This window comes from Nocardia sp. NPDC049190, assembly GCF_040648115.1.
Lineage (GTDB): Bacteria > Actinomycetota > Actinomycetes > Mycobacteriales > Mycobacteriaceae > Nocardia.
Genome location: NZ_JBEZDE010000006.1, coordinates 161,144 through 182,914, shown reverse-complemented (window position 1 = coordinate 182,914; position 21,771 = coordinate 161,144). Strand labels below are relative to the sequence as shown.

The window sequence follows — 21,771 nt, the reverse complement described above, 5'->3', positions numbered from 1 at the left end:
CGATCCAGAGCAGGGGATCTTCTCGTCCCCGGGGGTGCCGGTATTCGATGTCGGTTCCCGCGAGTCCGGACTTGAGTTGTACGCGGTCGAACGCTACGACTGAGTCGTCCCGTTCGATGTGGATTGCCTGTGCCCTCAGCACGACTGCGCGTTTGGCGAGCTGACAGAGACACTGGGTTCGGGCGTCGAGGTCTGACCTGGAGTTGGATTCGAAGATCTCACATGTCACACCGAGGCTGAGGAGGGTGGTGACGATCTGTCGCCGACGCTGCGACTGTTCCTTGCTCATATGCACACGGTGTTGCCCCCTCATCAGTAGGGCTCGCAGGATGCGTGTAACCAGAGGTCGCTGCTGGGGTGTGACGATGACTGCGACCAAGAGGAAAGGGCGGCCCTTGCTCTCATCGACGTGGATGCTGGGCCGCACTCAGGCTCCCTAGAATTTGTCTTAGCTATCGGATAGGGCTGTTCGACTATAACTTGCAAATGGATGTGCCGCCAATGGGCTGATCACGAAAGGCGATGAGCTGCAGGTAAATTGGAAGCCGACTGGTAGGTATGGACGCCGTGGGGCGGGATCTCGGTAGTCAGGGCTTTGGATGGGGACGCAGTCGCTCCAGTCGGAGAGGGAGCGGTATAGCAGGCCATCCGCCTCTGCGCCTCTCCGACGAGGACGTCTTAAGTCGCGTTGAGTGACCTGTTGCTGGGTGTCGAGTGACCGCCGCGAAGTCGACGAAAAGGTTTGAAGTGCCGCGAAAGTGGGTAAGGGTTGCTACCTTCGGTATGGGTGTAGCTCGGCGTCGGGGTTCGGGTGGCCAAAGTTGTCGGTGGTGGGTTGTATCGTTCGGCGCGTCTAGGAGCTGATCTTTTGCGGGGGTCGTGGTGCTGAGTACGGCAACGTTGTCTGCGTGGGCGAAAAGCGATCGTGATGGCGGAAGTCTGTCCCTCTTTCGCCACCTGGCTGATTCTGCTGAGGTTGCGAAGTCTGTGTGGGATCGGTGGTTGCCGCGCCATACACGGGAAGTGATCTCTCATGGGCTTCCTGGTGGCGAGGGCGATGGGCGGTTGTTGCTGTGTTGGCTGGCCGCTGTTCATGATGTCGGGAAGCTGACGCCGGCGTTTGCGTGCCAAGTGGCGGTGTTAGCGGATGCCATGCATGCGAGAGGCTTACGTATTCCGAGTGCGGTGGGTAATCGAAAGATGCTGCCTCACAATCTCGCAGGTCAATTGGCAGTCATCGAGTTTCTCGTCGGACTTGGCTGGGAACGCGAGGTCGCCGCTACATATGCAGTGGTGGTCGGAAGTCATCATGGCGTACCACCCACCGTTCTCGAGTCTCGCAATGCTGACTCCCAGACCACCTTGCTCGGGTTGGGGCAGTGGGAGAACTCACGCAAGGAACTGTTGACCTTCGTGACTGAGCGGACCGGTGCGGTGGCTCGGTTGGGCGCTTGGCAGGCTGTGTCACTGTCGCTGGTGCAGCAGAGCTTGTTGACGGCTGCGGTGATCGTGACGGATTGGATCGCGAGTAATCAGGAGCTGTTCCCTCTCGACGAGGACCGGGTATCGAGCGTCACGGCGCCTGCGGCGTGGAACCTGTTGGGGCTGCCGAGTCCTTGGCAGCCGACACTGGTTGCTGTTTCGAGTGATTCGGCACGGGGAGATTTCGTGCGTGGTCGTTTCGGGTGGCCGGAGTCGACGGTGGTTCGTCCGCTGCAGTTGGAGTGTGTGCGGGTTGCCGCGACGATCGATGTGCCGGGATTGATGGTGGTACAAGCGCCGATGGGGGAGGGGAAGACGGAGGCGGCGTTGGCTGCGGCGGAGGTCTTGGCGCAGCAATTCGGATTCGGTGGTGTGTTTGTGGCGTTGCCGACGATGGCAACTTCGGATGCGATGTTCGCTCGGGTGCGCCAGTGGGTGGAGAATCTGCCGGATTCGCCGTCGTCGATGTTCCTCGCGCATGGTCGTGCGTCGTTGAATCCGGAATTCGCCGCGTTGCGGCGGAGAGGTTTCGACTCGATCGGCGCCGATTGCGCCGACAGCGGCGTCGCCGCGCATGCGTGGTATGTCGGGAAGAAAGGGCCGTTGGCGAATGTCGTAGTCGGAACCATCGACCAGGTGCTGCGGTTGGCCTTGAAGACGCGACATGTGATGCTGCGGCATCTGGCGTTGGCGAACAAGGTCGTGGTGATCGATGAGGTGCACGCTGCGGACAGCTACATGTCCACTTACTTGTGCCGAAGCCTGGAATGGCTTGCTGCATACGGTGTTCCTGTCGTGTTGCTGTCCGCGACATTGCCGCCGGCACAGCGTGAGTTGCTGGTCGAGGCGTACCGTCGAGGCCGCGGTGACAGCGATGACACGGCCTGCACGGCTGGTGGCGGGTATCCGTCCATCACGCTGTGGCCGAGTCCGCAGCTTGGTGTATCGGTGGCGGCGTCGGGTCGTGTGATCGACGGGATCGAGATCGGACAGATTTGTGACGACCCTGATGGGCTGGCCCGCACGATTGCAGGGACAGTGGTTCCGGGTGGGGGAGTGGTGGGAGTGGTATGCAATACAGTCGCTCGCGCGCAGGAAATTTTCGAGGCTCTGACACGAGCTGGGTTCACCGACGACGAGTTGCTGCTCGTGCACTCGCGTTTCGTTGCCACGCATCGGATGGCGCTGGAGTCACGCTTGCGGTCAGCGCTGGGACCGCCGACGACGAGCGTGCGGCCTGAGCGATTTGTCGTAGTGGGTACCCAGGTGATCGAGCAGTCACTGGACATCGACGTCGATCTATTGGTGACCGATTTGGCGCCGATGGATCTGTTGCTTCAGCGGATCGGGCGCCTGCACCGGCACCAGCGAGAGCAGCGTCCGGCACTGGTTGACGCACCCCGGTGCTTGCTTCGGGGAGTCGATTGGGATGCTGTGCCGCCGCAGCCGGTGACCGGATCGCAAGCAGTGTACGGCCGTGCTCGTCTGCTGCGGTCGGCTGCGGTACTTGAAGCACGCAAGGGATCGACTGTGACTGTGCCCGACGACGTGCCGGGGCTGGTCGCCGAGGCATACAGTGAGGAAATCACGGTGCCCGGCTCGTGGGCGGCTGCGTTGGATGTTGCCGACAACGAGTGGCAAGCCCACGTCGACGATCAGCAGCGGAGGGCGCAGTCGTATCTCCTGTCGGCCCCCGACAGCGAGAACCCGACCTTACAAGGATGGCTGGTGGCGGGGATTCCTGAGGATGCCGACGGTGCCGGTGGGCAGGCGCAGGTGCGGGATGCGGAGGACACCATCGAAGCAATCGTCGTCCAACGCTGCGGTGACGAAGTACGCGTACTTGCCGATATTCCTGAGATCGGAGGAATGGTCGTGCCGACCGAGATCGAGCCACCGCCGGAGCTGGCGAAGCAGGTGGCGGCCTGCATGATCCGCCTGCCCGCGCATCTGACGCGGTATGGCCGCAAGGAGCGGGTAATTCGTGCGCTAGAAGACACCTGGTATCCGGGTTGGCAGCAATCGCACTGGCTGGCTGGGGAATTGGTGCTGGAGTTGAACGAGGAAGGTCGTACGAGCCTGGCCGGGCACGACCTGGAATATGACTCTCGATTGGGATTGCTGGTGACATCGACCCGGGACATGCAATGACCACAACCGCACCCGCTTTCGACCTGCTCGACGAGCAATGGATCACGGTCACCGACCATTCCGGGGTCGCGCAGGAGCTGTCTTTGCGTGAGGTGTTCGCCCATGCGGACAGCTTTGCGGCGCTGGGTGGTGAGGTGCCGACCCAGGAGTTCGCGATCTTGCGGCTGCTGCTGGCCATCCTGCACCGCAGCATCCAACACCGGCGAGGAACCGCGGTCGAGATCTGGTCCCAGTTGTGGGACCAATGGCCGGGCGAGGGCATTGATCACTATCTGGTCGAGCACCGCGACCGCTTCCAACTGTTCCATTCCGCGACACCGTTCTTCCAGGTTCCCGGCCTACGCTCGGAAAAGGACGCGGTGAGCTCGCTGGACAAGCTCATCGCCGATGTCCCCAACGGCGCCAAATACTTCGCCACCCGCGCCGGGCGTGGAATAGAGCGGATCAGCTTCGCCGAGGCAGCCCGGTGGTTGGTGCATGCGCATGCCTTCGACCCGTCCGGAATCAAGACCGGCGCCAACGGCGACGCACGAGTGAAAGGCGGAAGAGGGTACCCGATCGGGGTTGCGTGGGCCGGTGGGCTCGGCGGGGTGTATCTAGAAGGCGCGAATCTGCGCGAAACGCTACTGCTGAACCTGGTTCTCGCCGACCCCAACAACGTTCGCTACAGCAGCGAAGACCTTCCACCGTGGGAACGAGATCCCGACAGGGCGGGCATCCGCGACGTCAACAGCCCCAGCGGACCGGTCGACTTGTTCACCTGGCAGAGCCGACGCATACGCCTCGTCGCCTCGAGTCGTGAGGTGACCGGTGTCGTGCTGTGCAACGGGGATGCACTCGAACCGTTCAACAAGCATCTGCTTGAGCCGATGACCGGATGGCGCTACAGCGAGGTTCAGTCGAAGAAGTCGGGAGAGCCGCGGCATTATCCGACGGCGCATGACCCGGAGAAGGCGTTGTGGCGTGGATTGCGTTCTCTTCTCGGCGACGTTGCCAGCTCCTCACCGACGGGCGGGCGGGGGATCGCCCCGGGTGTTGTCGAATGGGTAGGCACGCTCCTCGACCGGGGGGCGTTACTGGATGGTCATCCGATCCGTTTGCACGCGGTCGGGATGCACTACATCAACAATCAGTCGATCGTCGGTGACATCGTCGATGACGTCATCGGCTTCTCGGTAGCGTTGCTGGCTTCGGATCCTCGCTTGCGGGTGTGTGCGGTCAACGCTATCCAGGTCGCCGAGGCCGTCGTGGACGAGTTGGGTGCGCTGGCAGCCAACATCACCCTGGCGTCTGGTGGCGTACCCGATGGCGCACGCGGGCGAGCGCGCGAGGAGGGTTTCTTCGCACTCGAAGCGCCCTACCGGAATTGGTTGCGCGGCCTCGACCCACAAGCTATCGACTACGACCCGTCGTCCAGCCAGTGGGAGCAGACGGTCTTCACGATCGTCCGTCGCCTCGGTGACGAGTTGATCGCCTCGGCCGGCCAGCAGGCCTGGGTCGGTCGCCCAGTGCGCGAGCGATGGATGGACACCAGCCTCGCCGACGAACGCTTCTTCCAGCGGCTGCGGAACCTGCTGCCGTCGGTTTTCACTCAGCGAATTCCCACCCAGGAAGGGGAAACAACGGATGGCGAACGCGCCGACGTCGCATGGTGAACGAGAAACCGCGCTCGCCGACTATGTAGGCGACAAGGTCGCAGAATTGCAGGACCGGTATCGGCGCCGTGACAGTGCAGCGTTGGCGGCAATGGCAAAGTTGCGCCGCGGCGTCGGCGGAAAACCTGGAACAGATCCCGCACTGTGGGGACTGACCCTTGCCGAGATGCCCGAGCACATCACCGCGCGCGAGGTCATGACCCGTGACGAGCGCGACGGCGCGTCCACGGTATGGGAGCGCGCGGCCTACGACGCGATCACCCTGCACGCCCTGCACCAACAATCCCGCAGCGACCGCATGCACCGCCGCGGAACCACGATCGGGACGGCGACCGCCGTGCTCGGCGCGCGAGCCGGCGCCCAGGACGCCGTACGCGCCAGATTCCATGCCCTCGGTACCGCCTCCGATCACGACGCCCGGCTGATCCACCTGCGAGGCCTCATCTCGCAACTACGCGGCTACGACATTCCCCTCGACTACGCCCGCCTCGCTGTAGACCTCTGCCGACTCGACGACGGCACCTACGCCGACCGGGTGTTGCTGGCATGGGGCCGCGACTACCACCGAAGACCCGCCACCACCTCGAACACTGACAACACCGCACCTGCACCAGGAGACCCGCTGTGACCAGAATGTTCATCGATGTTCACGTCCTGCAAACCGTGCCGCCGAGCAACATCAACCGAGATGACACCGGCAGCCCCAAGACCGCCGTCTACGGCGGCGTGCGTCGAGCACGCGTGTCCAGCCAGGCATGGAAACGTGCCACCCGCACGGAATTCCGTGAACTCATCGACCCGGCAAGCCTCGGTGTACGGACCAAGCGCGTCGTCGAACTCATCGCCGAACGAATCGGAAGCACCATCCCCGACGTCGACGCCCGCCACGCGGCAGCCATCCAGGTGCTGAAAGACGCCGGCATCGTCCTGGAGAAGCCGCGAAAACGCAAAGAGGACGCTGACGACGCCGTCGAACAATCCAAGTACCTGCTGTTTCTGAGCGCCAACCAGATAGATCGGCTCGCGCAGCTGGCCGTCGCCACAGTCGGTGGCGCCAAAGTCGAGAAAAGTGCGGCGAAAGCCGCCGCAAACGGCGCCGACAGCATCGATGTGGCGTTGTTCGGGCGGATGGTCGCTGATTCGGCCGACCTCAACGTCGATGCCGCTGCGCAAGTCGCGCATGCGATCAGCGTCCACGCGGTGAACAACGAATTCGATTACTACACCGCCGTCGACGACCGCGCCCCCGAAGACAACGCCGGTGCGGGAATGATCGGCGTTGTCGAGTTCAACTCCTCCACTCTCTATCGATACGCCACCGTCAATGTCGGGATGCTCGAGAAGAACCTCGGCGATCGGACCGCCACTGTTCACGCCATCGAGACGTTCCTGAAGGCGTTCGTGCGCAGTATGCCCAGCGGCAAGCAGAACACCTTTGCCAACCGAACCCTCCCCGATGCTGTCGTGCTCAGCGTGCGCACCGACCAACCGGTCAACCTCGTCACAGCCTTCGAGGAACCGGTCGAAGCCCTCGGCGCAGTACGCGCCACCGCAGCCGCCAAAGCGCTTGTCAGCCGCTATTCTGCGATCGAGTCCGCGTTCGGCGATGGTGGCACAACGAACTTCGTGGTCGGCACCGGCGACGGCGCCGACGCTCTCGGTGAGATCGCCACGCCGGTGTCATTCGCTGCCGCCGTTGATGGCGTGTCCGGGCGTGTGCGCGCCGCGCTGGGTGTCTCGTCGTGACGGTGCTGTTGATGAGGCTGGCCGCACCCTTGCAGTCGTGGGGTGTCGCCAGCCGGTTCGCTCGCCGGGAAACACAGCAGTACCCGTCCAAGAGCGGAATCCTCGGCCTGATCGCCGCTGCTCAGGGACGCCGCAGGACCGACCCGATAGAAGAGGCACTGCAGGGACTGGCGTTCGGAGTACGCATCGACCAGCCTGGGCGACTCGTCCGTGACTTCCAAGTCGCCCTCAGCATCGACAAAAAGCAGCAATTCCCGCTGTCGCAGCGCTACTACCTGGCCGATGCGGTGTTTCTTGCCGCCGTCGAGGGAGAACAGCAACTAATCGATGGCATTCGAGAAGCCCTGCGCCGACCCGAGTTCCCGCTGTATCTCGGACGCCGCTCCTGCCCGGTCACCGAACCACTCATCGTGGGAGAACCATCGCAACAGGCCCTCGGCGAGGCACTGCACGAAACCCACTGGCAAGCCGCGTGCTGGTATCGACACACTCAGCACACGCGGGTGCGCCTACCGATCTACCGCGACCTTCTTGATGACGATCCAGAAGGGCAACTTCGTGAGCGGGTCCGCGACCTGCCGCTCAGCTTCGACCCGGTACGCCGCGAATACGGCTGGCGAACAGTGGTCGAGGACTTCACCACGGTGACCAACCCAGACGGACGCACAGGCCACCAGCCCCTGGCGGCACTGGGAGGAGAATGATGTTCCTGTCACGTGTGCCCCTCAACCCGGCACGAGTCGGCACCAAAAAGGTTTTGGCGTCTCCTCAGGTTGGCCACGCTGCGGTCATGGCAGCCTTCCCGCCCGAACACATCACGGCGGCGGAAAACGGATCCGGTCGAGTGCTGTGGCGCATCGACCGCCGCGAGACCGCCATCGACCTGTACGTGGTGAGCCCGGCCGAACCCGACTTCACCCACATCGTCGAACAAGCCGGCTGGCCGACCACGACCGCATGGGCAACCCGGAAATATTCTCCCCTGCTCGACACCCTAGCCGACGAACAGCAGTGGCACTTTCGGCTGACCGCCAATCCCATCCGATCCGCGATGGACAGGACCGCTGACGTTCCCCTCACCCGCGGCAAACCGAGCGGACTCACCCCGGCCGACCAAATGTCATGGCTGCATCGGAGATCCGACGACAACGGCTTCCGGCTCGGAGTCTGCCGCAGTCCCCAAGGAGAAGTCCCCGACGCCACGATCATCGATCGATCAACCCTGCGATTCCGGCGCGGCCCCGCGACAATCACCCTGTCGACTGCCACCTACGAAGGAATCCTCGAGGTCACCGATCCCCAGAAACTACGCAGCGCACTGACCAACGGAATCGGTCGAGCGAAAGGATACGGCTGCGGCCTGCTGACCCTCGCCCCACTCACATGACTGACACACCTGCCGCGCACCCGATCCGCATCGGCGAACTCGTCCGCGCCCGCGACCGGCTGTCGTTCATCTACCTCGAACGCGCAACTGTGCACCGCGACGGCAACGCCGTTACCGCCACCGACGAACGCGGCGTCGTACACATCCCAGCCGCCACCATCGGAGCACTACTGCTCGGACCAGGAACACGGGTCACTCACCAGGCGATGATGCTGCTCGCCGAGAGCGGATCCACAGCGGTGTGGGTCGGCGAACGTGGGGTGCGCTACTACGCACACGGCCGCAGCCTGGCCAGAAGCTCACGCCTGCTCGAAGCACAAGCAACCGCCGTCACCAACCAGACATCCAAACTGCGCGTGGCGCGGGCGATGTATGAAATGCGGTTCCCGGGAGAAGATGTCGCCGGATTGACGATGCAACAACTCCGCGGGCGCGAAGGCGCACGCATCCGACGCCTCTACCGGATCCACGCAGAACGTACTGGCATCGAATGGAACCGACGGCAATACGACCCCACCGATTTCGCCGCAGGCGACCCGGTCAACCAAGCACTCTCCTCCGCTACCACCTGTCTGTACGGGATCGTGCACGCAGTGATCGTCGCGCTCGGCTGTTCACCCGGGCTCGGATTCGTCCACACCGGACATGAACGGTCCTTCGTGTTCGACCTTGCCGATCTCTACAAGGCCGAATTCGCCATTCCCGCAGCATTCGACGCCGCAGCCGACGGCGGCGACGACATTCCCGCCACGACCCGAAGAGCAGTCCGAGACGCAGTCCACACAGGCCACCTCCTTGAACGCTGCTGTGCCGACATCTACACCTTGTTGCTACCCGACGAACCAGACGGTGCCGCAGAATGGGACACAGACATCGTGGAGTTGTGGGACCGCAAAGGCAACGTGGCAGGCGGCACCTCCTACAGCGATGAGGAACTGCCGTGGTAATACTCGTACTCAGCGCGTGCCCCGTCGGCCTCCGCGGACACCTCACCCGCTGGTTCCTCGAAATAAGCCCGGGAGTCTTCGTCGGGATCGCCAGCGCCCGTGTCCGCGAACTCGCCTGGCAACGAGTCGTTGAGCTCTCAAAAGACGGCCGCGCCATCATGATCCACTCCACCAGAGGCGAACAGAGACTCGCATTCAAAGTTCACCGCCACGACTGGCAACCCACCGACTTCGACGGTATCCACCTGATGCGCCGACCGCATACCAGCGACGTCAAGCCAGGAGCAGCCCGCGCCGGATGGAGTAAAGCCAGCCGATACCACCGCGCAGCACAACGCCGCACCCACGAACAGTCAAACGAAAGTGAATGAAAATCGACTGATCTGCTCAAGAACCCGCAGGTCGAAAAGTGTGCTCCCCGCGCCCGCGGGGATGAGCCCACGGCTGACAGATCACCCAGATCTACGAAGGAGTGCTCCCCGCGCCCGCGGGGATGAGCCCTACCAGGCGGTGCTGTTCACCATCGTGTCGTCGTGCTCCCCGCGCCCGCGGGGATGAGCCCGCTTACGCCGATCTTTGAGCTTGGCGTCGAAGGTGCTCCCCGCGCCCGCGGGGATGAGCCCAGATAGATCGGGCACGGCTCACGGCTGCCCGGGTGCTCCCCGCGCCCGCGGGGATGAGCCCGCCGGGCCGCACATCGGCTCCGGGGACTTCCGGTGCTCCCCGCGCCCGCGGGGATGAGCCCGACTCGATGGCCGAGATCAACCTGAACACCCAGTGCTCCCCGCGCCCGCGGGGATGAGCCACACCGGTCGGCTTGCCGCCTACCACGTATGGCGTGCTCCCCGCGCCCGCGGGGATGAGCCAGGTTGTGCGTGCAGTAGTTGGTCCCGGCCTCGGTGCTCCCCGCGCCCGCGGGGATGAGCCCATGGCCGACTACGAGCAGCGCGGCCTGGACGAGTGCTCCCCGCGCCCGCGGGGATGAGCCCACGACGAAGGCCGGGAGCGAGTCCAAACGCTCGTGCTCCCCGCGCCCGCGGGGATGAGCCCAAGGGGGCGGCGGGGTGGTCGGGCCGGTGGGCGTGCTCCCCGCGCCCGCGGGGATGAGCCTTGCGTTGGTGCTGTGAAAGCTCGGGGGGTGTGGTGCTCCCCGCGCCCGCGGGGATGAGCCCGAACCCGGCAACGAGGCCGGCGCCGATGAGCAGTGCTCCCCGCGCCCGCGGGGATGAGCCCTCGGTATCGGTCGCCGGCTTCCAATGGAACGAGTGCTCCCCGCGCCCGCGGGGATGAGCCCGCACGGGCACATCTCCAGCGCCCTTCCATCCGGTGCTCCCCGCGCCCGCGGGGATGAGCCCGGCAACCCAGTCACGCTCGAGGCGAGTTCGGCGTGCTCCCCGCGCCCGCGGGGATGAGCCCCTCGAGCGGGTACCGATCGGTGTCGACGACAACGGGTGCTCCCCGCGCCCGCGGGGATGAGCCCACCCACCCACCGGCATACACCCCAGCAACTGGGTGCTCCCCGCGCCCGCGGGGATGAGCCCGGCGCGTCCGACGTGCAAATCCGGGAAGCGATGTGCTCCCCGCGCCCGCGGGGATGAGCCCATCGAGGCCGAGCCGGTGACCGGTGGTCTCACGTGCTCCCCGCGCCCGCGGGGATGAGCCCAGTTCGTGGTTGCTGTGCTGTGTGTGCAGCGGGTGCTCCCCGCGCCCGCGGGGATGAGCCCAAGTCAGGGTGACGTCGAAGGACTGCAACGCAGTGCTCCCCGCGCCCGCGGGGATGAGCCCTCACCGTTCGGCATTTGGGTAACCTTCAGCCCGTGCTCCCCGCGCCCGCGGGGATGAGCCCCCGACGCTGTTGCGCAGGTTGTTCATCGCCGCGTGCTCCCCGCGCCCGCGGGGATGAGCCCCCCAGGGGGCCGAAACGAGCCCCCTGGGGACGTGCTCCCCGCGCCCGCGGGGATGAGCCCGTCTCGGGATCGGGTGCGGGCCATTCGCCGGTGTGCTCCCCGCGCCCGCGGGGATGAGCCCTTCTCAGCAGCCAGCCCGATGCCGATGCCGAGGTGCTCCCCACGCCCGCGGGGATGAGCCCACCGCGATCACCCTGCCCATCGGCGTCGAGGCGTGCTCCCCGCGCCCGCGGGGATGAGCCGACCTCATCGAGTCAGCAGAGCATCGGATCCAGGTGCTCCCCGCGCCCGCGGGGATGAGCCCTCCTCGCCGCCGCCCGCGAACGCGGCGCCACCGTGCTCCCCGCGTCCGCGGGGATGAGCCCATGCCGCCGATCGACTCCGCGAGGTCGGCCATGTGCTCCCCGCGCCCGCGGGGATGAGCCCGGGTTTCGCGGAATCTCCGCGATTCCTCGATGGTGTTCCCCCCGCCCGCGGGGATGAGCCCCAGACATGGACAAAGCCGGACGGCTTCAACCGGTGCTCCCCGCGCCCGCTGGGATGAGCCTATGCGCAACCGCCGCATCGCGATCAGTCAGAGGTGCTCCCCGCGCCTGCGGGGATGAGCCCCACGAGCAAGCTGGTAGTACGAAAACCACGGCGTGCTCCCCGCGGGTGCCGAGGTGAGCCCGCATTGACTCTACCGCGATACAGCGTGGGCTTGTGCTCCCCGCTCCCGCGGCATTTGAATCTGGTGGGACGACACGGAATGAACGCACTGCCAGCGGCTGGTTCGGCGTGCCAGGGCTCGTAGCAACGAATCATGGTGTAGCTAGGCGATATTGGGCCCGCAATAAGGCCTCCGTAGTGCGGTGACGAGAAGGGCGTCCTGGTTCTGGTTCACCCCCGAGACTGTCATGACGTAAGAGTTCGGCTGGCCGGAGGAGGGGTTTCGCCAGTGCAGCGGATCGCTGGCGTCGCGCCCGTACGCGACGTTGGTGCTAGATCCCCATAGCTGCTCGGCGTCGTGGTTGGGGCGCAGGCGTCGCATGAGGTTTCGGACTTGCTCGGAGGCGCGGTAGCGGCCGAAGATCGCCTTCAGTATCGCTGCGGCGTGGGCGGCTTCTCGTTCCCATTCGATGACGATGGGTTTGGCGGTCGGACTGAACAACCAGGCCGGGATGGATTCGCCGTGTTCTTCTAAGCTGGGCAGAGCGGCTCTGAAAGAATCGTTGGAGGCAAGCACGTTCCATACCGGGTCTGTGTAGGCTCCGAGCACTCCCCGCTTCTCGAGCGCTTGAAGGTACGACATCAGGACGTCGTTCGTAATGAGGGACTCTCGCAGCTGGGCAGTCGGGAGGAGATCCTGGGTAGGAGCGCGTAGTTCGCGGAGATGGCGTCCCTGCATAAGGTTGAGGCTGTAGCCGGTGATTAGCTTTTCCAGCGCCTCGAGGCTGGGAACGTGCTTGCCTCGTTCGATCTCGAACAGGTAGCCCTCGCTGAGCCCGGTCCGGTCTCTTGCCTCAGCTCTGGATAGGCCTAGGTCTTCTCTCATCGATCGGCAGGTGCTGGAGAGCTTCGGGATGCGGACTGCTGGCCCGGGTTTGAAGTGGTCGGACGGACGGTTTGTGGGATTCCGACGCAATCGGGCTCCCCCCTTTCTCCTGATTTCTGCTGGCCGACGACCGTCGCGTTCTGGACGGTTTCAAGCCCCTTGTGCCTCCACGCTGTTGGTGGCGATGGCGCGGGAGGTGCCGCAATCCTCCTTCTGCGCATGGCGGGTGAACACCGACCTCTGTTCGTTCTGGCGAGCTCAACAAGCGCAAGCGGAAACCATGTCCCTCCCATTGATCACTGTCCTGGCCCCCTTCTCGCCGGTAAGACTCCCGCCAACGAACGTCCGGCGATGCTCTACCCGGTCGCAACTATACGAAAATTATACGCAAATTGAGACGGAGTCAACAGCTGTCCGAAGCCGCTGCGCGCTAAATAGCTTTGTAGGAGGCAGCATTCGGATGCTATGCCGCTAACCGTGTTGATAGTCTGCGCATAATTTTGTATTCCTATGGCGCCGGTGTCTGTGTACGCTCCTACCTCGGGAGGTGGCTCGATGGATGACGCGTGTGCGAGGCGGTTGGCCGATGCGGTGCTCGCGCGCATGGCGGAGTTCACACCATCTCGATCGCGGAGGCAGGTGTACCTGCACGGCGGTCCGACCGAGCCGACCCTGCTCGCGATCGAGCGTTCTGAGGCTCGGACTGTGAAGCCGAAAACACTGCGGAAGCTCAACATTGGGTTGGACTGGGAGCCTGGATCGGCGGAGGACGTCTACTACAACAGCGGCAAGCCCAGACCGGTGGCGGGCAGATCGGGGATCGCCATCGGTCCTCGCGGGGTGTTTGTCGAGGGCCCAGTCGTTACTCAGCTGATTTCCGTCGCGCATGAAATCGGCGATCTCGCCGAATCGGCCTCTCCGGCCATGCGGGCGGCGTCCGGGCGACTCGACGCTGCGATTCAGCCGCTGTACGCCCGCTACGTCACCCAACTGCTCGAGGCCAACCGCCGACAAGGTGGGGCGTTGGGTCCGCTGGTGGCGGTTCTGGGCCCGTTTCTGGATCGTGTAATCGACCAGGGTGATGACGAGGAGGAAGCGTTGTACCGACGGTGGCTGGCTGGCTTACATCTCGACCTCGATAAGTCGATGAGACAGCGGTTCGAGACTCGTTTGGCAGAGGGGGATACATGAATCTGTCGCTGGCCGAACGTGTCGATGTGCTATTCCGTGCACTGCACAGCCCCGACGAAGGCGAACCCACCGTCGAGTTCGTTGCCGCGGCGCTGCGTGATCGAGGTATCGCGGTGTCAGCCGACGACCTGACCGCGTTGCGTGCCGGTGCTGGCCCCGTGCCGTCACCGGATGTGCTCACCTCGGTGGCCCAGCATTTCAACCAGGAATCGTGGTATCTGACCGATTCCGGGGACGTTCAACGAGTGGTCGACGCGTACGTCCAGCTGGAACTGCTGCGAGCCTTGCGTGAGGCCGGAGTGCGTCGGGTCCGCCTGCGCGGTAGCCCGGGCACCTCCGACCGAAGAGCGCTGACCGAGTCGCTAGGTATGTGCCAATGGCACGAGATCGAGGTTAGCTGCGTTGAGATACCCTCAGGCGCAACCGATCCGGCTTGAGGGTAATCGTTTCCTTGATTTTCAGCCTATAGGCGGCGTCAGGTGTGAGGTCGTAGTTGCGCAGAATCGTAGCCAGCATGAGCACGATCTCGTGGTAGGCGAACTGGCGGCCGATGCAGGCACGCATCCCTACCCCGAACGGCCTGTACAACTCCGGGTGGCGGGCACGCACCCGTTCGGGTAGGAACCGGTCGGGGTCGAAGTTCTGCGGGTCATCGCCCCACAGCTGATGGCGGTGCAACTGCAACAGCACGATGAACACCCACTCGCCGCGCTGGAACGGGTACTTGCCGCCCAATAGTGTGTCCCGGCGGGCCTTGCGGAAATAACCCGGCGCGGTGGGCCACAACCTCAGGGTCTCGTCGACTATTCGGCGCACGTAGCGCAGTTTGGCGACTTGCTCGAACGCCAGCTCGTCACCGATCCAAATCTGATCGATCTCCTTGCGTGCGCGGTTGGCGATCTCCGGATGAATCGACAAGTAATGCAGGGCGAAGGCCAGGACCCCCGCCGAGGTCTCCTGGCCTGCCGCCAAGAAAGTGAGAATCTGATAGCGGATGTTCTCCGGGTCCAGTCGCTGACCGGTCTCAGGGTCGGCTGCGATGAGCATCCGGTCCAGCAGGTCGCTGTGCTCGCCGGCGCTTTCTCGTTGCCGCTGCTCGATCACTGAGTCAACCTCGCGGTTGACGTAGTCGATGTCGCCCAGATGCTGAATCCGCTGTTCCCGGTGAAGCGTCCGCTCCAGAAGCGGATGGCTGTAGGCGGAGCGGTTGACGTAGGTGAGAATTCGCAGTATTGCGGCCACAATCGGATGGGGGTCTGTGCGATCGAACGAACCGAAGGAATATCCGAAGCCGCAGCGCCCGATGACCTCGAGTGCAACCTTGTTCATGTCGTGGGGGATGTCGAGCCACGTATCGCTGCGGCCTGCCCAGTGTTTGATCAGCTCGTTCGCGCAATCCTGCATGGTGGCGTGGTAGCTGCGCATCGCTGTCGCAGTGAACGAGGGTGCCAAGATCGCGTGTGCCTTGGCCCAGTTCGGTTCACTGTTGAATGCGGTGAACAGCCCGTCGCGAGCCACCGTCCGTAGTGTGCCGATCGGGACGCCGAGAAATTTGGCCCACTGCGTGTCATCGTTGATCTCGCGCAGCAGCTCCGGATCGCACACATAGGTTACCCGTGTACCGAAGATATTCCGCTCGTAGATATCGCCATAGCGCTGCGCACCACGCATACCCCACTGGCTTGAATCCGTCACGTGCAGATCCCATACATCGCCGAGGAACGGGATCCGGTACGGCGGATGCGGAAGCACCCGATCACTGGATCGAATCCGCGGTAGGGCCGGTGTTGTTGTCACTTTGCTGGGTCTCCATCCAATAGCGGGGTGGCTTGCACGTGGCTCCGTGACTCCTCCCAGTGGGAGGCGATTTTGCGCAAGGCGCGGGTCTCATCGACGATGTCGCTGCCCGGCGCCGATGCTTGCAGCCGACGGTACTGCCCGGCCTGAGCACCGGATTGCTTGCGGTGCAGAGCCCGTGCGATCTGAAGCGACTCACCGGCTGGCCCAGTAGCGTTATCGGCGCCTGGCCCGACGTAGCGCCCGAGCACCAGAAGCGCATCTCTGATCTCGACGGTCATCCGGTGCACGTACCGCCGAGGGTTCATGTTTTCGTCTTGCCTTGTCGGGCGCGGGATTTCTGGACATGCCGAGACCAACTCTTCCCACATCGGAGTCAGGTGCCGAATTGCCCGCGAGGCGGGATCGAGCCGAAGCCGCCGCATGAACTCGGTCGCCACGCCGGCCGCAGCGACGAGGGCACCGCCTCCAAGTATGTAGGTGTAGTTGTTTTCGTTTGCCCGGATGCGGAATTCGACGTAAGCACTCCCGGTGCCGGTCGCCGCGCACATTGAGGAGACAACGATCAACAGCGCTTCTTCCACCGCGCAGGCGCCGACGATCACGATCATCAGGTAAGTCAGCCGGTGCATCGGCCGAAGATCACCGGCTCGCAGCTCCTTGACACTCGTCGTCACCATCAGTATGCCGGGCACGCCGCACCAGGTGGAGAAAATCACGAAGTACAGCGGGGTCTGCCAGCCCTCAGCTCGATCGATGTAATCACCCAACGCCCGCGAGTGAGTCCCAACAACCAGCATCAGCGCAGCCGACACGCAGACGGTGGCCCACACCAGGCGGCTCGAACGGGCAGCATACGCCCACGTGCGCTCCGACCATGAGGCCACCAGCAGCAGCAACGGCGCGAACATAACCACCATGACTGCCGCTGACAACTGCCGGGTGAACGCGACGTCGAACACGCCCTCCTGCGCGAACCAGTCCTGCACCACATGCTCACGCAGCAACCCCGACGCCGTTCCGAACAGTAGGCCGTAAGTGATCAGACGTTCACTCGGTCTTGCACCAAACGAAAACCACAGCAGTCGAAACATCAACGTCACCAGACTGAATGCGAGGACCGTCCAAGCGACTGGCGCTGGTGCCGATGAGGTCAATGCTCGCCCCACAGTGACGTCATCGGTGCGCTCGCCCGCCACCGCGACGTGCTTGACAGCATCAGATCGGCGAACACCTCCGCATCATCCTCCTGGCTGTCTGCGAACTCGCCCCGCCCCAGCACCCGCCGGATCGTAGCGGGGTCGATTCCTGGCAACAGCAGACGTAAGCCAGCGAGGTCTCCGGCGCTTGCGTTGTGGTTGAGCACCATGTGACCAACCTCGTGCCACAGGATCTGATCAACATGGAAATCGGTGGTGCCGGCGGCGTACGCCACCACATCCCCGTCGTCGGTGTCGAGCCACAATCCGCAGGGGGCACCTCGCCCGAGATCCCGCACATCAGGCAGCACACTGGATTCCACCGCTATCAGCTGAAGCCGACGACCTCGCCATGCTCCCAGCGCGGCCAGAAACCTCTCCCGGTTCCAGGGCGACGGAACCAGGTGCGCAATTTCGGCTCGTGCGTCGAATACTCGTCGGGTCGAGTCATCCACACTCCATCACCTCGCGGCAAACCTCGAAGTCTGAGCAGAGCCACGACGTAACTCAGTCGAGGACGCCGAGGGCACCGAGTCGCGTCGCGGTTGATCACCTTGCACGGGTGGCATGATTCCTCCAGTGTCATTTAGTGTTTCGCCGAAATTTATCGCCACTTAGGTAGGCGCCTACAGAGTTGGACGTCGCGGCGGGCGATTCGGTTCCCTTGAAGGCTCGTGGGGATTCTGCCCGCGAAGAAGCTGCGTCTCAGATCGAACCCACACCCTCACGCGACGCCCTCTGCGACGGATCCAAAACCGCATGTCGCCGCATAGAACTTCAGGCGCAGTCCAAGACACCGACACTTCGAGCCCCGTCGACCGGAGATCGCCCGAGCTGTCCATGGGCCTGGTCCAGCGGGCCAGGGGACCGCCAGCCCGGCTGATCCGTTCTTACTGGAGCGGGCGCGAGACGGCAAAGTCGATCTTGTCAGCGATTGCACGCAGGTAGCTGGCCGCCGGTCGGGCGCGTGTGGCCGGGTGACACATGGAAGTGACTGTAGAGCAACGGCTTCCGGCAAGGGCATCCTGTGAATATTTTTTCGTTAGCCCGCCAACAAACTCCCTGTTCAGCCGGGAATTGGCAATCTCACGATTCTGTATGTACATAAAACTAGATGAGTCGAAACTCTGGCTTTCCTGCATGTTTCGCAGTTTGGATGGGGGAGCAAGTCCAAAACTATTGAAAGGAAGAAGCGTTGGACCCCTTTGTGATTCTGGGTTGGGTGAATACCGGTCTGTCGATACTGTCTCACGGCCTGTCTGTGGCCGCGCAGGCCCTGACCCTCATCCTGCCCTTCATCTGACGCAGTCGCCCTGAGAGGCGTTCTCCCAGGAGTAACCCCGCTTCTGGGAGACTCTCGGCCCGGCTCGGTAGCCGTCCCCATTCGCTATCTCCATTTCTTCCTTCAGGCCGAAAGGTTTATTCGGTATGCCCAAATCGAGAAGGGCTGACATCTGCCCGATCGGTGCCTTTGGTTCCGAAAAGCAGCGCCACAAGACCGCAAATTGGAGAATCTGCTTGATTCCTGCCATCGGACGCGGCAGCCGCGTGCTACTGGCAGGGGCGGTCCCGGTGGCAATGGTGATCGCCGCAGCTGGAGCGGCCGATGCCGCCTCCCCCGAAATGGTCGCTGATCAGCCCGGCATCACCAGTCCCGCCCAGCCCGGCACGACCGCGCCACAACCGTCCCCAGAACTCGGAACTTCTCCTGCATCAGAGGCGGTGTACTACGAGCAGCCGCGAAAGATCCGCAACGAGGCGTCGTCGCGTCCGGCGCCGCCTCCGGAGTTGCCGGTGGAGCCGATCCACCTCGAAGAGCTGCATCTGCCCGAACCAGTGCCGTCGGTCGCACCGATCGAGGTCCCGGAAAACATGATTCGCATCGGGCAGTGGCAGGCCCCGCGACCGGAGTGGCTACCCCCGGAATGCGCGGATGCGATCAACGACGTCGCCGCCGGCGGTGAAGCCCAAGTCGCCACTGCACTGGACTCGATCGGCATCCCCGCAGGTCGATCCGACCGTGTCAGCGGAGCCACGTTGGCTGGCGCAGGTATCGGTGGGGCGGCGGGCGCGGCGGTCGCGGGTGCTCCGGTCGCGGTGGCCGGAGCAGTGGTCGGTGGACTGATCGGCGGAACGATCGGCGGGATCGTGGGTGCCGTTCTGGGCACGGTCGTACCCGTACCCGTGATCGGCACGGTCACCTCTGGCGTTGCCGGAACCGCAATCGGCGCCACCGTGGGAGCCGCGGCGGGTGCGGCTCTTCTCGGTGTCCCGGCGGCGGTTGCCGGCGCGGTTGCCGGTGGCGCGGTCGGTGCAGGATTCGGCGCTGGCGTGGGGGTGGGCCAGCCATGACCTCCTCGACCAAGGCGCGCACCGTCGCGGCCGCCGTCGCGGTCTCGACCGTAGTAGTCGGCGGAACAGCGGGAATCGGTAGTGCGGAGACGGTGCCGATCGGGCCGGGTTGCCCCGCGCTCTATGTGTTGGGTATTCAGGGCACTGGCCAGTCGTCACCGAGCGCTGATCCACTGGCCGATACCGGCGTCGTCGGCGCGCTGGTCGCTCCGGTTCTGTCCGCAGCCCCCAACATTGTGCAGCGTAGTTACATCCCTTATGGCGCTGGTTTCGGCGGTGCGGTTCCAGGTGGTGGCACGGATCCGTATGTGGTGTCCGTGGCCGCCGCCCGCCACCGGCTTGACGCCGCGGTCACCGAGATTGCCGACACCTGCCCCGCAACCATGATCGCGGGCATTGGGTATTCCCAAGGTGCGCAGGTGATGTCGTCGTTTGCACACGATGTGGGTGCAGGCTCCGGTCCGGTTGGGTCGGAGCGTATCGCCGGAATCGCGCTGTACGCCGACCCGGACCGTGCAGTCGGCTCACCGATCTTCCCCGGCCGGCCGGGCCAGACGGTCCCAGACCCTGCGCCAGGCACTGGTGGGATTGCAGTGTCGGCCGTGCGAATCGGCAACCTTCCTGCCGATGGCGGGGGCATCGCTGACGGCGGGACCAGCTATGGGGTGCTGACGGGCCGGGTTGCCGACATATGTGCTGACGGGGATCTGGCCTGTTCGGCACCGACGCGGGCCGCGCTGCTACGGGTCGGTGCGGAGATCGCCGCCCAAGCCGACCTACGTGATCCCCTGGTCGCGATCGGATCACTCAACGCCCTACTTTCCGCCGCCCTCGGCAATGCCTGGACAACGCTGGTGCTCAATGACTTCCAGGTCAGCGCCGGCAAGGTCGACTATGCCCCGCAGCTGGGTTTGGCGGGTCGGTTGATCGACGCGGCCGACCCTCGCATCCCCGTCCCAGGCTCCGAGGAGATCGGTGCGGCGGCAGCGCGGTGGAACGAGATCACCACCACCGTCATCGCGAACCCGATTGAGCTGCTGCCCAAACTTGCTGGACAACTGGGTGCAGCGTGGGGGCAGCTGGTTGCCGACAACGCCGACCTACTCGATCCCGCGATCTGGCTGCACTACGCGGACACCGTTGCTCGCCACAACAACTACGCCATCACCGGCCAGCTCAACTCCGGCATCGCCTGGATGGTCGCACTCGCGCACGACATCGCCGGGAGCCGATGGTGACCGATCCCGCAGCCCTTGATCACTTCTACAGAAGCCCCGCGCTCGACTTCACCCCGCGTCCGGGGGATATCCTGCGCTGCCGTGCCGTCTCCGCCCCGCGTCTACATAGCGGCCCTGCATGGCAGCTCGCCTACGCCAGCCGGACTGCGTTTAGCGCCCCCATCCCGGCCTCCGGAATCGTGATCACTCCGCACACGACGGAATTCGCCGGACCGAGTCCTATCCTGGTTTACTGCACTGCATTTCACGGCCTCGGCGGTCGCTGTGCTCCGTCGCAACTGCTAGCGGGGGAGGGGACCGAACCGGAAATCGGGTTAATCGCCACCGCTCTGGAACACGGGTGGACGGTGGCCGTGCCCGACGGGCACGGCCTGGGCATGACAGGGTTGGGACCGCACCAGTTCCTGGCCGGCCGTGCTGCCGCGCACGCGGTGCTCGACCTCGCTCGCGCAGTGCGCGCGCTGCCGGAACTGGACTCGCCACAGGCGCCATGCGCGGTATGGGGTTATGCCGATGGCGGACGCGCCGCGGTCTGGGCCGCCGAACAACAGCCGCAGTATGCCCCAGATCTGGATCTGCGGGGGGTCGCCGCGGGGGCTGTCGTCGCCGACCCGGGTGCATTGATAACTGAGATCGATGGCGGGCCATGGTCAGGACTGGCGTTGGCCGGGCTGATCGGACTGAACCGCGCCTATGCGCATTTGCCGGTCGGCCACATCCTCACCGCCGACGGCCACCGCACTGCCGAGCAAGCCCAAGAACTCGACGCGGCGGCGCTGCTGGTCACCTACCGCGACCAGCCGCTGGGATGCTGGTGCGAGCGGTCCGACCCGTGGAACGACCCCCTCTGGCGGTACATCCTGGCCAACGAGACCTGCGGTCGCGTAGCCCCGCAGGTGCCAATACACCTCTATCACGGCACCGAAGACGCCCTCGTGCCGGTGGCGATGGGACGCGGGTTGTTCGCCGGATACCGGTCGCTCGGAATCGATGCGAGCTGGCGCGAATACTCGACCAGCCATAACGGTGCCGTGGCCGACGGTGCCGCCGAAGCTGTCGCCCGGCTGGCCAGCTACCTGCTGCGCCGACCCGGTGTCGCCGCCAGATGGACACCACAAAGTCCTGAGACCACCTGAATCGCCTGCCTGCACCACGAACCCCCGACGTGGTGCGGGCAGGCCCCGA

General features: G+C 64.5%; 18 protein-coding genes and 1 CRISPR repeat array. Of the genes, 13 read left to right on the top strand and 5 right to left on the bottom strand.

Annotated elements, in window-relative coordinates:
• Positions 1-879: 879 nt before the first annotated feature.
• The 8 genes from cas3 to cas2e are packed head-to-tail and all read left to right on the top strand — an operon-like array spanning position 880 to position 9,739.
• Positions 880-3,633: a CRISPR-associated helicase Cas3' gene (cas3, locus tag AB0B25_RS08150; protein ID WP_357176320.1), complete on the top strand. Its 2,754-nt coding sequence runs from the start codon at positions 880-882 to the stop codon at positions 3,631-3,633.
• The gene (gene casA / locus AB0B25_RS08145; protein ID WP_357176319.1) at positions 3,630-5,288 is read left to right on the top strand and encodes a type I-E CRISPR-associated protein Cse1/CasA; all 1,659 of its coding nucleotides are present in this window, start codon (positions 3,630-3,632) and stop codon (positions 5,286-5,288) included. The genes cas3 and casA overlap by 4 nt, the downstream gene beginning before the upstream one ends.
• A complete protein-coding gene (casB, locus tag AB0B25_RS08140) occupies positions 5,260-5,916 on the top strand; it encodes a type I-E CRISPR-associated protein Cse2/CasB (RefSeq protein WP_357176317.1) in 657 nt (218 codons plus the stop codon). The genes casA and casB overlap by 29 nt, the downstream gene beginning before the upstream one ends.
• 5 nt (positions 5,917-5,921) lie before the next feature.
• Complete coding sequence (cas7e, locus tag AB0B25_RS08135) at positions 5,922-7,034, top strand: type I-E CRISPR-associated protein Cas7/Cse4/CasC (protein WP_357176436.1); 1,113 nt, start codon at positions 5,922-5,924, stop codon at positions 7,032-7,034.
• A complete protein-coding gene (cas5e, locus tag AB0B25_RS08130; protein ID WP_357176316.1) occupies positions 7,031-7,738 on the top strand; it encodes a type I-E CRISPR-associated protein Cas5/CasD in 708 nt (235 codons plus the stop codon). The genes cas7e and cas5e overlap by 4 nt, the downstream gene beginning before the upstream one ends.
• Positions 7,735-8,421, top strand: coding sequence for a type I-E CRISPR-associated protein Cas6/Cse3/CasE (gene cas6e / locus AB0B25_RS08125; protein ID WP_357176314.1), 687 nt, complete (start codon positions 7,735-7,737; stop codon positions 8,419-8,421). The genes cas5e and cas6e overlap by 4 nt, the downstream gene beginning before the upstream one ends.
• Positions 8,418-9,368, top strand: coding sequence for a type I-E CRISPR-associated endonuclease Cas1e (gene cas1e, locus AB0B25_RS08120; protein WP_357176312.1), 951 nt, complete (start codon positions 8,418-8,420; stop codon positions 9,366-9,368). Before cas6e ends, cas1e begins: the two co-directional genes overlap by 4 nt.
• Positions 9,362-9,739, top strand: coding sequence for a type I-E CRISPR-associated endoribonuclease Cas2e (cas2e, locus tag AB0B25_RS08115; protein ID WP_357176310.1), 378 nt, complete (start codon positions 9,362-9,364; stop codon positions 9,737-9,739). The genes cas1e and cas2e overlap by 7 nt, the downstream gene beginning before the upstream one ends.
• A 40-nt stretch (positions 9,740-9,779) precedes the next feature.
• A CRISPR array of direct repeats spans positions 9,780-11,945; the repeat unit is 28 nt; unit sequence GTGCTCCCCGCGCCCGCGGGGATGAGCC.
• 141 nt (positions 11,946-12,086) lie between these two features.
• Here the strand turns inward: cas2e and AB0B25_RS08110 are convergent.
• Positions 12,087-12,809 (bottom strand): helix-turn-helix transcriptional regulator, encoded by a 723-nt coding sequence (locus AB0B25_RS08110; protein WP_357176309.1) that lies wholly within the window; start codon positions 12,807-12,809, stop codon positions 12,087-12,089.
• A 555-nt stretch (positions 12,810-13,364) separates the two neighbouring features.
• Between AB0B25_RS08110 and AB0B25_RS08105 the strand changes: the two genes are divergently transcribed.
• Complete coding sequence (locus AB0B25_RS08105) at positions 13,365-14,000, top strand: XRE family transcriptional regulator (protein WP_357176307.1); 636 nt, start codon at positions 13,365-13,367, stop codon at positions 13,998-14,000.
• Entirely contained in the window at positions 13,997-14,437 is a 441-nt protein-coding gene (locus AB0B25_RS08100; RefSeq protein WP_357176305.1) for a hypothetical protein, read from the top strand. Before AB0B25_RS08105 ends, AB0B25_RS08100 begins: the two co-directional genes overlap by 4 nt.
• On the opposite strand, the gene AB0B25_RS08095 is transcribed toward AB0B25_RS08100, so the two are convergent.
• Genes AB0B25_RS08095 through AB0B25_RS08080 form a run of 4 tightly spaced genes read right to left on the bottom strand, consistent with a single transcriptional unit; the run spans position 14,394 to position 17,447 of the window.
• Complete coding sequence (locus tag AB0B25_RS08095) at positions 14,394-15,797, bottom strand: cytochrome P450 (RefSeq protein ID WP_357176304.1); 1,404 nt, start codon at positions 15,795-15,797, stop codon at positions 14,394-14,396. The genes AB0B25_RS08100 and AB0B25_RS08095 overlap by 44 nt on opposite strands.
• Positions 15,794-16,966, bottom strand: coding sequence for an MAB_1171c family putative transporter (locus AB0B25_RS08090; RefSeq protein WP_357176435.1), 1,173 nt, complete (start codon positions 16,964-16,966; stop codon positions 15,794-15,796). The genes AB0B25_RS08095 and AB0B25_RS08090 overlap by 4 nt, the downstream gene beginning before the upstream one ends.
• Positions 16,951-17,307 carry a hypothetical protein gene (locus AB0B25_RS08085; protein ID WP_357176302.1) on the bottom strand — a complete coding sequence of 119 codons (357 nt, stop codon included), beginning with the start codon at positions 17,305-17,307 and terminating at the stop codon, positions 16,951-16,953. Before AB0B25_RS08085 ends, AB0B25_RS08090 begins: the two co-directional genes overlap by 16 nt.
• 17 nt (positions 17,308-17,324) lie before the next feature.
• Positions 17,325-17,447, bottom strand: coding sequence for a hypothetical protein (locus AB0B25_RS08080; protein ID WP_357176300.1), 123 nt, complete (start codon positions 17,445-17,447; stop codon positions 17,325-17,327).
• 1,067 nt (positions 17,448-18,514) lie between these two features.
• On the opposite strand from AB0B25_RS08080, the gene AB0B25_RS08075 reads away from it, so the two are divergent.
• From AB0B25_RS08075 to AB0B25_RS08065, 3 genes are read left to right on the top strand one after another with little or no spacing between them, the layout of a single operon-like run.
• Entirely contained in the window at positions 18,515-19,348 is an 834-nt protein-coding gene (locus tag AB0B25_RS08075; protein WP_357176298.1) for a hypothetical protein, read from the top strand.
• Positions 19,345-20,586: a cutinase family protein gene (locus AB0B25_RS08070; RefSeq protein ID WP_357176296.1), complete on the top strand. Its 1,242-nt coding sequence runs from the start codon at positions 19,345-19,347 to the stop codon at positions 20,584-20,586. Before AB0B25_RS08075 ends, AB0B25_RS08070 begins: the two co-directional genes overlap by 4 nt.
• Positions 20,580-21,722 (top strand): lipase family protein, encoded by a 1,143-nt coding sequence (locus AB0B25_RS08065; RefSeq protein ID WP_357176294.1) that lies wholly within the window; start codon positions 20,580-20,582, stop codon positions 21,720-21,722. The genes AB0B25_RS08070 and AB0B25_RS08065 overlap by 7 nt, the downstream gene beginning before the upstream one ends.
• Positions 21,723-21,771 lie beyond the last annotated feature (49 nt).